This window comes from Zhongshania borealis (genome assembly GCF_039539625.1).
Classification (GTDB): Bacteria; Pseudomonadota; Gammaproteobacteria; order Pseudomonadales; family Spongiibacteraceae; genus Spongiibacter; species Spongiibacter borealis.
The window spans coordinates 74,103-88,611 of record NZ_BAABDM010000007.1; the positions used below are offsets into that span (position 1 = coordinate 74,103).

Below are 14,509 nucleotides of genomic sequence, written 5' to 3' on the forward strand. Positions count from 1 at the left end.
AGCTCATTTAGCGTTCAGTATTTTGATCACCACAGTGAGAAAAATACTGAACCTCGTTATTTAAAACCCGGTATGTGTGAGCATTGCAAAATGGATCAGTACTCTTATGGATAAAGCACTAATTCGACGTTTTAGCTCGGCATGCACTTGCATCGCTGCATGCTATGTAATACTCGCTTGCAGCCCTGTTGACGATCCCGGTATGCTTCCGGCATTTAACGCCGCAACGGCAGTGCAGCCGCAAGCGATGCCACTTGTAGCGAATAACCCTCAACGGAATCTGCTTTGGGGGGACGTCCATATTCACACCAGTTTATCGACAGATGCTCATGTTATGGGCGTTCGGGCAATGCCCGATGATGCCTATACCTTTGCGCGCGGTGGCGAAATTGAACACGGCGCAGGCTTTGGCATTAAAATCGGAAGGCCATTGGATTTTGCGGCGGTTACGGATCACTCCGAATATTTGGGCATTATACGCGATATGGATCCAGAACTTCCGCTCTCCTCGCGCTCACTAAGAACCCGATTGCTTGAAGACAGCCCATTGCGCACGACCATCGCCTGGATACGCACAATGGTTCTTTTTAAACCTAGATTTGATGGCGCCGAGGGCGGCGATCAGGTCACGGCGAATTCTTGGCAGACAATAATCGACAGTGCGGAGCGCAATTATCAGCCTGGGCGTTTTACTACCTTTATCGGGTATGAATGGTCATCAATGCCCGACAAAAATAATCTCCATAGGAACATCATTTATCGGGGCAGCAAGGTGCCACCAGTGCCATTTAGCTCTATTGAGTCACAAGACCCTCGCGATCTTTGGACTGAGCTGGAAAAACAGCGCGCATCGGGCTTGGATAACCTCGCTATTCCACATAATGGGAATGTGAGTGGGGGGCTGATGTACGATTCTGTCGCCTTTGATGGCTCGGCATTGGACAGCGCCTATGCAGAGCGCCGAATGCTAAATGAACCCTTGAGTGAAATATTTCAGGTTAAAGGGCAATCTGAAACTCATCCTGCATTATCACCTGAGGATAGTTTTGCCGATTTTGAAATATTCGACACAATACTTTCAGGAAAGCTACGCTACGCAGAGCCAAAAGGTGGCTATATCCGCGACGCCCTGAGGCTGGGGCTTGAGATGTCGCACCGTGACGGCTTTAACCCCTATCAGTTCGGCGTCATTGGTAGTTCAGACAGCCACAACGCGTCGACGCCCGCAGAGGAAGATAATTATCACGGCAAGCTTCCATTGTTTGATGGCACCGCAAGTATAAGGCTAGGTGAAAGCGTTCTGTTGCCCGAAAGCTACCAGCTTTCTCGTCGTTGGGGTTCTGCTGGTCTCGCTGCTGTTTGGGCCGAGGAAAACACCCGGGAATCGATTTTTGACGCTATGCGCCGCAAGGAAACCTATGCTACATCGGGGCCTCGCATCGCTGTGCGGTTCTTCGGTGGCTGGGGCTATCCACGTGATTTGGTGGAAAGCAGCGACCCGGTAGCGCTCGCCGAGAAAAGCGGAGTGCCAATGGGTGGACGTTTACCGATGATGGGTGCTAGCCAAGGCGACGCGCCTACCTTTGCGGTTTGGGCTTTAAAGGATCCGGATAGCGCCAATCTTGATCGCATTCAGATCATAAAAGGCTGGGTCGATAGAAGTGGTAAGTCACATGAAAAAATTTATGATGTTGCCTTATCTGATCAGCGCACACCGAATGCTGTGACGGGAATTATTCCGGCAGTTGGTAACACGGTGAATATTGAAACAGCGAGTTATGAGAACAGTATTGGTAATGTCCAGTTGTCGGCAGTATGGACAGACCCTAATTTTGACCCGCAGACACAGGCATTTTACTACGCCAGAGTGATCGAAATTCCGACGCCTCGCTGGACAACTTACGACGCCGCTACGCTAGGCGTCGCCGCGCCCGAACCGGCAACGCTGCAAGAGCGCGCGATAACATCGGCAATATGGTATGAGCCTAAGGGGGACCCGCATTGACGTCGATGCTGGGTATATTTTTTAGCGCGTTAGGTCTATTTTCTTTGCTCAAATATTGAACTAGTCACGCCACATTGCCTTTGGCTACATGGCTGCTAATTGATTTATCAGTGCATATTGAGTCGACTAATTATGCATAAACTAAAAGAAACTGCTGTTGACCAACGGTATGTAGATCAGTCAGTCGCTTATAAAGCGCTTGTAGGGAATATATATGAATGCCTCTTGACTAAGAATCCTGTGCAGAGTTTTCTTACGGTTCTAGCAGAATATTTTATGGCTGAAATGGTGGCGCTGGTTCTGCTTTCGACGAATGATCGTAACAATGGAAAAATACTCGTTGTTAGTCGACGAAGTTTAGGTAATATCCGCTACTACTATAATCAAGAAATACCTTTAAGTACTGTTACTAGCCCTTATTTGGGTGGCGTTACTGTGGGCACGCCACCTAAGGCAGCTCGTTCGGGTACTCAATGCCAAATCTATAATCTTTTTTTGAAGTCGGTGGGTTATTATGATGTCAATGCCGTAGACATTATTGTGCCTGGCGATTTACACGCGGTAATTAAAATAAGCCGAGGCCTTACTAGAAATAATTTCCGCGTTGCTGAACGGGCGCTTATTGCGTCGCTAACAGCGCATATTGCGCAGTTTTTTACTGTTTATAATCGGCTAGAAAATATCTGTTTAGAGCGTAATCTCTATTCAGATGTGATTAATAAATTATCGTATTCTTCATTCGTCCTAAACGGGCATGGCAAAGTAATTCAGTGTAATGATAATGCCAAGATTCTGATCAACTCAGATGCTCCGGTTAGCCTGGTGGCTGATCGATTGTTGATTGGCGATAGTGTGATGCAAATGCGGTTTCAGCGTCTTTTGATGAATCTGCTTAGCGTCCGCGGTAGAGACGGAGGTCCTCGCGTTGATGCATTGTGCGTCCCTAGGGGCGATGATTATTCTGGTTTAGGGGTCGTGGCTCGCTTGGTGCAAGAATCTGCGTGCATAAGCGAGCATGAGGCACCGGCGGTTATCGTTTTTTTGCGCGATTCAGATTATTACGCAGAGCCGTCTGTTGATATTATTAGTAGTCTTTTGGGCATATCGCCGACAGAAGCCCGTGTTGCACTGTTGTTAGCCGATGGGCTGAGCCTGACAGAGGTAGGTCGACATTTAGCGATGGCCCACGCCACTGTGCGTACCCATTTACGGTCGATTTTCACAAAGGTGGGCGTAAATCGCCAGGCATTACTGGTTAGGCTAATACTGAAGAGTGTTGCCCAGTTGGCCTGAACGACTTGTGTGCTTTTAAGTGGTGATTGGGGTTCTGGGTTTTATCTTTATCAGTTTTATGTAAAAGAGTTTATTGGAGAAACACATTTGTTTTGGCCCTTTACCAAAGATCGAACTAAGTGAAGTTTATGCGATGTAAATTTTCATTGCCACCGGTGCTACGATTCGTACTAGTGGGGCTATTGCTGTGGTGTGGCGATAACTTTATGGTGTGGCGGGCCTCCTATCAGGTTAATAGTCCAAGTGACGAGCAGCTCGATATTGCTTATCAAGACTGGGCGCAGCGCAATGGGGTGTCGCCAAATAGTCAGCAGCGAGAAGCAATCCGACAAGCAGAAATATCTGATGAAATTCTTTTTTTGGAGGCAATTCGCCATAAGATATTTGTAGATGATCCTGTGGTGAATCAGCGTTTATTAAAAAATGCTGAGTTTCTGGGCTTTGTGGGTAGTGAATCTGAAATAATTGCTATGGCCATCGCGCAGGACTTACATAAACGTGATGAGCTTATCCGTCGGCACCTTGTTCAGCGGATGGAAGCACTGGGGCGGGCGCAGGCGCATCCTATACCGGCCCCAGACGAGACCGAATTGTATGAGCGTTACTCGGATCAATCGTGGCAATGGAAGACGCCACCGCGTGTCGCCATTAAGCATGTGTTTTTTAGTCAAGATCATCCTGCGGCAGGGGAGCGTGTGCAGGCTGCGCAGCGCGACTTGGCAGAGACTGATTTAAGCGACCAGCAGGCGTATTCATTGGGTGATCACTTTTTACTAGGTAACGATCTTGCGATAATGGAATTACCTAAATTACGCGATATGTTTGGCGAAAAATTTAGCAGTGCCTTGATGGACGAAGTGATTGCAAATGATTGGTATGACAAGATCGGTGTGTGGCTAGGACCTTTGCCCTCAGCCTATGGTTTGCATCTGGTGAAAGTAACGGAGCTAGAGGGCGAGTCTTACCGCGCATTTAATGAGGTAAAAAATTTACTAGTCGCAGACTATGTTCGGGAATTAGAATCTCAGGCATTGACGACATATATTGCAAAGTTGCGCGATAAATACCGGCTTGGTGTGCAATGAACGCGTTCAAATGTTCTTCAAAGTGGGTGGGTATCCAGCTTCTTACTTTACTGTTTGTATCTTTATTTAGTGTGAATTCTTTCGCCCATAAATTAGCACCTTCTCTTTTACAAATTGACGAGTTAGACCATAGTAATTTTTCGGTAATTTGGCGTACACCTATCGATGCGGCCGTTTCGCCAAGGCCGGTCCTGCCTGAAAATTGCCGCGATGCTGAGGCTAGGCTTGTACAAGTTAGTACCGCCATAGAAAGACGTTGGACAACTAGGTGCGCGGGTGGGCTTAGCGGAAAAACACTCCGTATCGAATTATTGGCGGCGAGCCGTACGGTGGCAATGCTCCTCTACCAACCGCTGAATGGAAAGCTTCAGCGGGACATACTTACCGCCAATAATTCAGATTTTGTTGTTCCTGATAAATTTACTGGAGCCTCGGTACTTACGCAGTATATTCGCTTAGGGATTAGTCATATTCTTATTGGTGCGGATCATCTGTTTTTTGTCACGGCCTTGTTGTTGCTTGCTGGTTCATGGCGATCGTTGCTGAAAACCGTTACGGCGTTTACTCTCGGCCACAGCGTCACCTTGGCTTTGGTTAGCCTTGAGTTAGTACCCCACTGGCCTGCCTTGGTTGAGTTTTCGATTGCGGTGACGATATTGATTCTTGCTGTTGAGTTGAGTCGAACTGACGTCGAACAGCGTAAGCATTATATTCGTCAGCATCAGTGGTTAGTGGCAAGTGTATTTGGACTTGTGCATGGGCTGGGATTTGCTGGGGTTTTGCAGGAAATAGGATTGCCGTCAGGGGATGTTGTGGGCGCGCTGTTCGCGTTTAATATTGGTATTGAATTAGGGCAAATTGTATTCGTAGCGATTGTAGCTGGGTTACTCTATCTGTTGAAGCGTAGCTCAGTACCTATTTACCAGTATGTTAAATCGGCCATTATATTAGTGATGGGGGGTATCTCTGTTTATTGGTGCCTAGATCGTGGTGCGGAGATACTAGGTCAAATATTGTAGGGTTGTTCTTCGACGCAATCGATTTTTACTCCGGTCACTGTCTTTTAAATTGTCATGTAGTCGAGAATATGTACAGGATTAATAGCACCTGCCGCGACGTGCCGTTGTTGGAATGACCTACTCATACACGCAAGTCACTCCGTGGAGCTTGGGCGCTGGATGTTGGCTCAAGCTGGCTGTAGTCGCCTTCAATTCCCGGTACGGTTAGTCTAAATTGCCAAAATTGTAACGAAAATCAACGGAGTACTGAGTTTCATCTGGATGAGTAATCGCAATGTAGTTACCACCTTGAAGTATTGCGTCTAACACGATGAGCCTTTCTTGTTCTTCCGTTAAGTTCTTGGCATTAAATATAACAGCCCATCGCTTATTTTCTGGCCCAATCGCTAAACGGGCGTTGAGCTTGGCTGTTGCCTCCTGAAATGTCTTTTCATCTAAATCGTAGTCTAAGTAATGCTCACCTTGGTAAAGCATATCGAATGCGAACATGCCACCTATGCCCCAGCTGGGCATAATCGGAAAACGAATCGTAGGTGTGAGGCTGGCGGAAATCTTCGGGTTGTAAGGCAGCTGCTTACCGCTAAGATCTTGAGACGGTGGGGCGTCCTGACCGCATTCGGGCAATGCATCGCTGTCATCCCAAGTTGTAGGGCCGCAGGGAAAGCTGCCGTATTTTGTTTCGTTGAAACCAAGGCTGCCCTGTACTGTTAGCCACTGCATTGGTGGTAGCCAGTGGAAGTCTAACTCGACGCCCCAGGACTCGGCTTCTTCCACGTTAGTGGTGAATATCGCTGTTCCATCAAAAACATTTAACTGCAAGTTGTCGAACTGCATGGTGTAAGCAGTGGCATTAATCTCCAATGTCTTTTGAAATAACCTGCTTTTAATCCCAAGCTCGGCGGAAAGCGCCTCTTCCGGTTCATAACGCAGATACCGAGTGTGGATTACCGGACCGGAAAAGCCGCCGCTCTTAAAGCCCTTTGAGATATTAGTAAACAAAGTCATTTCGTCTGCGGGCGACCAGCTAATGGCAAATTTTGGTGAGAACTCGTCTTCTGTCAGTCGCCCTTTCTCGTAATAGTTTTCTGAGCCATTGGTTATTGACGGCACCGGAGAATCGGAGTAGTTAGACTGCACGCCGTTTATCGATTCCGTGCCTATACGCAAACCGAGTGACGTAGTGACTGAGGGTGATAAGTGCCAGTCAGCCTGCCCAAATAGCGCGTAGGTTTCTGATCTAACATGGACAGATGTTTCGATAATGAAGTCCTCTCCGTCTCCCGGCGTCACGCCAATATTGCCAATCTGGGAAAATAAAGCACCTAGAAATGACGGTAGCGGTACCCCTCGCCCCTCAGCCATTACCGGTGCTAGCGCTACCAAGCCGTCGAATACTAGGAAGGTGGATTGACTGACATTCGACTCGGCCCTACCTGCGAATAAGCCAAACATCCAGTCAATGGATTCTCCCCAGCCCAAAAGGGGAAGACTATCCGCACTGAAACGTACCTCAAGTTGCTTTTGCGTATATCGGTCAGGACCATCAGTATGAAAATAGCCGGAATTGACGGGACTAAAGTCTGTGTCCAATTGAAATGGCGTGTCAACTCTAGCCCAACTCGCTAGCGCGCTAACGATGCTATTTCTAAACAGTAAAAGGTCGCCGATATCGAGATCGGCTTTTAGTGCAATAGAATCGCTGGCACGATTTGAGTATGTTGGCGAGTTGGACGAGCGGGTGTCATTAAATTCGTCATCTTCTATTCTTGGGTCTCGCTCTTCAAAAGTACTTCGTGCAGTTTCGGTAAGATAAGAATGTTGGAAACCATTTCCGACGCCTTCATATTGCGTGGTGAAGCTGATTAGTTGAATTTCTATGTCGTCACTAGGGAAGTAATTAAGATGTACACGTATTGATTCATCTTTAAATTCCTCCTTTTCATTATTGCGCGCGGTATTGTAGAGCCCAAGATACTTTTCGCGCTTTCGCCAGCTGAGGCGAGCAGCAAGAATATCGTCAATAATGGGAAAGCTGATCGCGGCTTCATAGCGTCTTCCATCAAGATCCTCTTCTGCTACCTGGACGTAGCCTTCTGAATCAAAAGACGGCGATTTTGTGGTGAAATTCAATACGCCGGCAATGGTGTTTTTGCCAAAAAGTGTTCCCTGGGGGCCGCGAAGCACTTCCAGCCGTTCTAAGTCGAACACGCCGTCGTTGGTAAATGTACTGCGCCCATAGCTTATCCCATCTATGACCAAACCTACTGAAGGTTCTATGTTTCTTGCCAGCGGCGGCGATCCGAATCCACGGATCATTGTCGAGCTGTACTGCGGGTTTGATGCCGTGAATTTAACGTTGGGTGTATATTGTACTAGGTCTTGCGCATCGACAATCGCGGCTTCAGTAGCCATATCACCTGATATTGCTGAAACCGACATGGGAACATCTTGAAGGCTCTGGGCTCGCTTTTGAGCCGTGACAATAACTTCTTCAAGTACCCTAGACTTATTGTCTGGCATGGAAAAGGACGTGGAGTGGGTGAAAGTCAAAAAGAGCAAAACGCACAGCTTATCGTTTGATATCAATTTCATGAAGTTTCCAATATTTATAATTATATAAGACGTGTAGATTTGGAAAATATGACTTTAGTCGCTCGGTTTATTTATTAGTAGATTTCGATTTAACTAAAAATTACTACTTGATTTTAGTAGTACGCATTTTCGTTAGGCACGGATACCCGACGTGTCAGAATTTTTTATCTAACTTTCATTTATATCAATGTTGAATTCGCTATTTTTATAATTATTAAATTTAAGTGGGTTTTACGATATGAACACCATTATTCTATAAGAATTATGCTTTTTTCAGTAGGTTGTATCTATGGATACTGAGTAGATCAATAGCGGCTAATTAGACTCATTTAGAACAATTAGTAAGGGTCATATTGGATTGCATCGTCAGAATGACTAGAGATGCTGCAGCACGTGATTGGGGGAAGGCAGTTTTTCATTTTCAAGAGAATGCCGCAGTTGCGTCTAGTTTTATACCAAGGCAGATAAACTGTGTAGTCCTGTGAAATTTCCGAATGCAATGTTGCTGGAATGAAGTCTGCTAAAGGGGGCCTCGCTAATGTCGGGCTGGGCGAAGTTGGCGCTACGGGGAGACTGGGATAGAAGAATCCTTATCAGCGGAGTATCTCGCATCGGCAACCGTGGCACGCTACACGTTTTCGTGAACCTCGGGCCCATTTTATCGATACTTAAGCCAATTAACATCCGGCCGTCACCCAGTTCTACGACTGGGGCGAGCGCAGGAGGGCAATCGTCAGTCCCGAAAAATCATAACAAGGGCTGTGTACCCGATGTCGCTTTTACTCAAGTAGGCACGTAAGGCCGCTAAGGCCTCGCGCTGGCGCTGATTACCTTTCATGGAGAGATAGTCATTCTACGTATGGCCACTTGTTGTAAACTTTTTCGTACGCTACCGTTAAAATGGATACTATGTTTTTAAATAAAGAAGATTATCAAGCCGTATCTATCGCAGGAACGGATCTAGTAAAAGTCAATCATCATTTCTGATGACGGCCAAAGGCCAGTTAAGGCTAGCATATTATCGAAATGCGCCGAACTTCGATGGCCGATGGCTTTTGACACCAAACAATAAAATAACTTGCGGACCCCTCAATAATGTATTCAACGAAAATGTCATTTAATGTAGCTCGTAATAAGTATGGCGCCATAACTGCGTTGGTCTGCGGAGGTTTACTAAATAGCTTGCCTAGTTCTTCAGCCATGTTAGAGGAGGTGCTGGTTACCGGCACCAAGCGCGTTGAAAGCGCGTCTGATGTGCCTCTCTCCGTCACCGCGCTCAGCGGCGAGAAATTGCGCAATGCAGGAATTCAAAATCTAACCGAGATGTCTGATTTTGCACCGAACTTTAAACTGATAGACACCGGCTTACAACCGCTGATTTATATGCGGGGTTTAGGCAGCGGCGGTACCAATCAGGGCTTTGAATTGTCGGTTGGTATCTACAGCGACGACATTCACCTCGGTCGCCCCTATCAAACGCAAATCGCCTTTCTTGACGTAGCGCAAGTTGAAGTGCTGCGCGGCCCGCAAAGTATACAGTTCGGTAAAAACTCCGTGGCAGGCGCAATCAATATTAGCTCGGCAAAGCCAACCGAGGACTTTGAGGCGCTGCTAACGGGTAGCCATATTAAGCCAGATGATAGCTACGAACTAACCGCAACAGTCTCAGGCTTCCTCACCGATACATTCGGTGCTCGACTGGCCATTAAAGAGCGAATTGATGACGGTTTTGTCTACAATCTTACTCAAAATCGTCAAGAACCACAGATCAATACTCATGCCGTGCGCTTATACCTCATTAATCAACCAACAGATAATTTAGAGATAGGCTTAAAGCTTGAACACAGCGTGAAACACCGCAATGGTGCTTATACGCAGATCGTTGACTATGGCGTACTCACAGAAGCAGACGCACGGCCCAAAGGTCTGAACGAAACTCGCGACACAAACGAGAACGAGTATGCCGACATAACGAATGATGGTGTTGCCCTGAACATCTCCTTCAGCCTGGGCGAATCTTCGCTCGTCTCTGTTACCGGCTATAGCGGTTATCAAAATATCGAAGTACTGGATGGCGACGCTAGCCGCCTTGATTCCGCTGGAATTGATCTTGCCGAAGACTATGATCAATTTAGCCAAGAACTACGTTGGCTATCTCCTACCGGCAAAACGGTTGAATATATTCTTGGGCTTTTTTATCAACAGTCTGAAATGCACTATGAGGAAACAGCTAGTTTAAACATCCGCGCCGGAACCCTCGCTAATCCGGAGCTGCCCCCTTTGGGAGTGGGGGGGATAAACCTAGGGAGTGAAGCTGTCCTCACGCCACTCGTTGCCGCTGATTTATACCGAGACTTTGGCGTAGAAATGAACGCCGTTTCGGCTTTTGGCCGCGCTACTTGGCATATTTCTGACAAGTGGAGTGCCACGCTCGGCCTGCGCTATGTTGACGAATCAAAGAAGGGATTTCGAGATGTGCAGTTATTTGACGGCGGCACGAAAGATCCCGTAAACCCAGCTATTGGCGCCGTATTCGCCCAAATGGCAGTAGAGGAGCATCAGCTCAAGGGCTCTAGAAGCGTAAACTCGTTAATGCACCTATTCACTCTAGAGAACCATTGGTCTGACGATTTACTGATCTACTTTTCATGGGCCACCGGCTCAAAAAGTGGCGGATTTGATGCTCGCAACAATAATGACGATACAACGCCAGATGGTGGTGGTACGAATTTTGAATTCGACGACGAAATCGCGAACTCGCTAGAATTGGGCATAAAATCGAGCCTGCTTGATGGTGCGGCCGAACTAAATGTAGCCTTCTACAGCGTAGAATTTACCGACTTTCAAGTGGCCGTATTTGATGGCGCACTCGGCTATTTCGTCACTAATGGTGGTGAGGCAAGAACCAGCGGCGTTGAGGTGGATGGCCGCTACCTTATTACTGACAGCTTAATGCTCAGCGGCTCACTCGGCTATCTCGATTTTGAATGGCTAGATTACACAGATGGCCCCTGCTACTTTGGAAAGGAAGCTGACGGTTCGCGTGATGGCACCTGTGACTTCACCGGCAAACGGAACCAGCAAACTCCCGAGTACTCATCTTCTCTTGCGCTGAGATACGACGGAACTATTAACGCGAATCTGTCTTGGAGTGCAACACTTGACGCGAGCTATCGCAGTCGCCATTTCCTCACCGGCGACCTTGATCCTCGCGGAATACAAGCGTCACATACGAAAACAAACTTAAGAGTAGCGCTCGCAGGAAAGGCGTGGGAAGTTGCGCTATTCGGCAAAAATCTGACTAACGAACTCGTCGGCACGGTGGGCAGCCCGGCTCCACTCGACACCGGTGGCTTCTTGCTATCTAGAGAAAAACCTCGGACCTACGGCCTTGATTTTAGATACCGTTTTGAATAAAAAAATAAAAATGGCGATAGGTCTCGATCGCACAAGCATCTCGCGCAAGGTGATCGTCTTTCTTGGTGCGCAGTTATTCACTAAATAGATGGAGCTAATTTTCATTTTATATTGACCAGCTAGCCCCCGAATTTTGGCCGCGAACGACGGGCGAGGTCAATGAAATAGAAAACTTCAAGGAAGCCTATTCTGTTTCTCTAATGATGCTCTTATCGTTTGGGGCTAGCCAAGGCTTGCGTGGGTCAGGGAGCGTATCCAATATTTGTCGTCGAGTTTTGCTCCGTGCATTTTCGAACTAAGTTCCTTGTACGGGTAATATGGCAAAAAGGAATTCGCTATGCCGACACATTAACTTATTAATATTCACGATAAATTGGTAAGCTGCGCTGCACGGGCTTGTCGCCGTCGCCAAATGAAAAATATGCAAGAGACAAAGCAAAGTATGGTGTAGGGCAACGAACCTACCAAGAGACCTTGCTCCGTTTTACCGTCCACGGCGGCGAAATAGTCAGGTATTGCATACGCCCACAATCCTGCAAAAATAAGCAGATAGCCAATCAGGTAATGGTAGGCGAAGCGTGATGACTGCGTCGCCTGATTAGGCTTGCTGCTCATTTGATATACCGCAACTACTGCCGCAATCGCTAAGAGTGAAAAACACACAACTGCTTCGATGAGTGGTGTCACCTCAAAAATTAATCGCATATAGTTAATGGGCATGAGTAACGTTTGAATAAGCGGAATAAGTACGCCTGCCAAAATAGTTAGCCCGGCAAACAGTGCTATGTTTATAGGTTGCTTTTTTGCTTCTTGCTTCTGCAAGTAAGGCGCAAGCACAAAGCGCACAGCTAAGGTCAGCGCGACTGGGCCAAGGAAAGCAAAACCAAACAGGCTGCCGAGCGGGACCGAGGCGACAGAGCCAATAAAATTTGTGTAGTTCCATATCCACCAGCCGTATTGGGTGCCGAAATGGTCAAAAATTTCGTAGAAACCTTGGTGGACAAAGCCGACGGTGATTGCACCGATCACGGTCCCCCAGCGCTGTTTAAAGACGCCCATTTCATCGACCAGGACGTAGCAGCTGTACATCAACGCGGGATAGAGCGCCATAATGTATAGCGGTGCGCGATCGTAGAAGAATTGAATCGTAAATTCATTGTGGATGAACAATATTGCATTCGGATCGAGTCCAATTTTATGGGGAAAGTACACTGGTATTTCTATTGCCAACATAAATACGACAGCGGCAAGCCACACCCCGAGATTTATCAGTGTGCCCTGGGTTTTACGCATACTAAACGCATGGAACAGGCCCCAGACTGCGCCGGCAATAAGCAATATTTCGATCACGTTCATGCTCCCATGAAACAGATCGAAAGGGTTGAAAATGTGGATCCAACTGTTCAGTGCGGCTTCGTTAAAGCCACCGATCTGGTCGCTAAGTTCGCGAAAGAGCGGTGTCACATCACTCATTGTGTTGCTCCTGCTTGCTTGCCATAGATATTGCTCACATCTGCGCCGGCCTCCCAGTGGGAAAGCCACTCTTCGTAGTATGCAGGCAAAGCTTGCTTTTCCGGATTGTGCCAAGGCATTTGCGAATCGAAAACGCCTAACATAGACCGAATCTTATCCAGTCGCGGGACCGCTCCGAGCGGATCAATTTCGAAATGCTCTGCCGGCACTCCGGGCACGTGTTTGATGAACTCCTCTCGGAGCATGTCGACAATGCTGTGTACGTGACGCACACATTTTCGGAAATTTTTAATGCGGTAGCCGTAGCGACCCACTACGTGGTTGTATACCATCAGCGCCGAGCTACGATGCTCTATCTCCTCGCAAAAATGCCACAAAAACAGCGACGCCAGTCGTGAATCGCCTCCGCTGAACAACACGTCGCGATTGTCGAGAATCATTTTGAAGAACGGTGTGAACACGGATTCAAGGCCGCCGCCATATGCGAGAGCAAATTCAAGCGGCTTTTCCTCCATTAACTGGTCGTAACTGCTAATAGTGCGGTCCAGTGCATCTTGGAGTCCTGGGTATCGATCAATAAGTGCCTTTGCATGCTTCCGGTGTGCAACGGCATGAACCGCTTCCTGCTCGAAGAATAATTTCGCCTCCTCGGCCACGACAGGATCAGTAATCAGCGGTTCAGATGCACGTATTGCCTTGCATAAATATCGCTCAAAACCGATTACTAAAAAGGTGATCTGATTCATCATTATTGAGAAGGCAGGGTTTTCTGGGTTCCAGATAAACTCTGCACCGTCAAAGTTGAAGGGGATCCTGCGAACTTCGAGATTCGACATTGTAAGCTGACCTCTGAGGCGCTAACATAGCGCAGCATTTATTATTTGGACTATGCGTCCATAAATGGACATGTTGTCCAATATAAATTGAGCTCAATTGATATGTCAAGCGAAAATCTACGTGCGGGACCCTTAACACCCAAGAAGGCGAAGACACGCGCGCTCATTTGCGATACGGCCCGCGAATTGTTTTTTAAACAGGGCATCGAGGCCACGACAATTGAGCAAATTGCAACCGCGGCGGGCACCCGCCGATCCACGCTTTACACGCACTTTAGTGATAAAAATCAGATTCTTACTGAAATAATAAGAGACTTTCAGGAAGCGATAGCAAAAGTAGTTGAGAAGATGCCCTCCCCTCAGCCGACGCGTGAGGAGCTTGATCTGTGGGTGCAGGATTTCGCTGAGTTGGCTGCGGCAGAGAAGGTCCCCACATTATTATTGATGCAAGGTGGGTCCAGCCGGCGAATACCTGAAGCCGTCCATGACTTTGGTGTCTCGATATTTGTGGGTTTGGGCGAAAAACTACCGGCATTTTACGCCGCTCAGAATAGCGCCTTGGGTATCGCGAGGGCGCAGGCTGTTTTGCGTCAGTTGGGATGGGCTGTGGCGCTTTACGCGGAGAATGCTGAAAGTGCGAAGGTTCATCTCCAGGTTGCCGGGGAGTGGTTAGCTCGCTTTATTGAGCTGGAAGAAAGTCGGAAAGCTTAACTCCTTGCCCTCCGCATAAAAATCTCAATAGAGGCGACTTTTTATCGAGGATATGCCCTCGGGGAAAGGGCAGGATTA

Annotated in this window: 9 protein-coding genes; 6 read left to right on the plus strand and 3 right to left on the minus strand. The window is 47.6% G+C overall.

The features are described from left to right. The first annotated feature begins 106 nt into the window (after window positions 1-106). The 4 genes from ABD836_RS15450 to ABD836_RS15465 all read left to right on the plus strand — a co-directional run bounded on the left by ABD836_RS15450 (window position 107) and on the right by ABD836_RS15465 (window position 5,402). Window positions 107-2,005, plus strand: a complete 1,899-nt coding sequence (locus ABD836_RS15450) for a DUF3604 domain-containing protein (RefSeq protein ID WP_344937691.1) — start codon at window positions 107-109, stop codon at window positions 2,003-2,005. 225 nt (window positions 2,006-2,230) lie between these two features. Further along, a complete protein-coding gene (locus ABD836_RS15455; RefSeq protein WP_344937693.1) occupies window positions 2,231-3,298 on the plus strand; it encodes a helix-turn-helix transcriptional regulator in 1,068 nt (355 codons plus the stop codon). Window positions 3,299-3,426: 128 nt separating this feature from the next. Next, entirely contained in the window at window positions 3,427-4,383 is a 957-nt protein-coding gene (locus ABD836_RS15460) for a peptidylprolyl isomerase (protein WP_344937695.1), read from the plus strand. Continuing rightward, the gene (locus ABD836_RS15465; protein ID WP_344937697.1) at window positions 4,380-5,402 is read left to right on the plus strand and encodes a HupE/UreJ family protein; all 1,023 of its coding nucleotides are present in this window, start codon (window positions 4,380-4,382) and stop codon (window positions 5,400-5,402) included. The genes ABD836_RS15460 and ABD836_RS15465 overlap by 4 nt, the downstream gene beginning before the upstream one ends. 204 nt (window positions 5,403-5,606) lie before the next feature. Here ABD836_RS15465 and ABD836_RS15470 read toward each other — a convergent pair whose 3' ends face one another. Next, on the minus strand, window positions 5,607-7,994 hold the full coding sequence (locus ABD836_RS15470; RefSeq protein WP_344937699.1) for a TonB-dependent receptor: 2,388 nt from the start codon (window positions 7,992-7,994) through the stop codon (window positions 5,607-5,609). A gap of 1,110 nt (window positions 7,995-9,104) precedes the next feature. Between ABD836_RS15470 and ABD836_RS15475 the strand changes: the two genes are divergently transcribed. Then, window positions 9,105-11,411 (plus strand): TonB-dependent receptor, encoded by a 2,307-nt coding sequence (locus ABD836_RS15475; RefSeq protein WP_344937701.1) that lies wholly within the window; start codon window positions 9,105-9,107, stop codon window positions 11,409-11,411. A 363-nt stretch (window positions 11,412-11,774) separates the two neighbouring features. Here the strand turns inward: ABD836_RS15475 and ABD836_RS15480 are convergent, their stop codons facing one another. Beyond that, window positions 11,775-12,884, minus strand: a complete 1,110-nt coding sequence (locus ABD836_RS15480; RefSeq protein WP_344937703.1) for a hypothetical protein — start codon at window positions 12,882-12,884, stop codon at window positions 11,775-11,777. Then, window positions 12,881-13,720: a metal-dependent hydrolase gene (locus tag ABD836_RS15485; RefSeq protein ID WP_344937705.1), complete on the minus strand. Its 840-nt coding sequence runs from the start codon at window positions 13,718-13,720 to the stop codon at window positions 12,881-12,883. Before ABD836_RS15485 ends, ABD836_RS15480 begins: the two co-directional genes overlap by 4 nt. Window positions 13,721-13,822: 102 nt before the next feature. Between ABD836_RS15485 and ABD836_RS15490 the strand changes: the two genes are divergently transcribed. After that, window positions 13,823-14,431 (plus strand): TetR/AcrR family transcriptional regulator, encoded by a 609-nt coding sequence (locus tag ABD836_RS15490; RefSeq protein ID WP_344937707.1) that lies wholly within the window; start codon window positions 13,823-13,825, stop codon window positions 14,429-14,431. Window positions 14,432-14,509 lie beyond the last annotated feature (78 nt).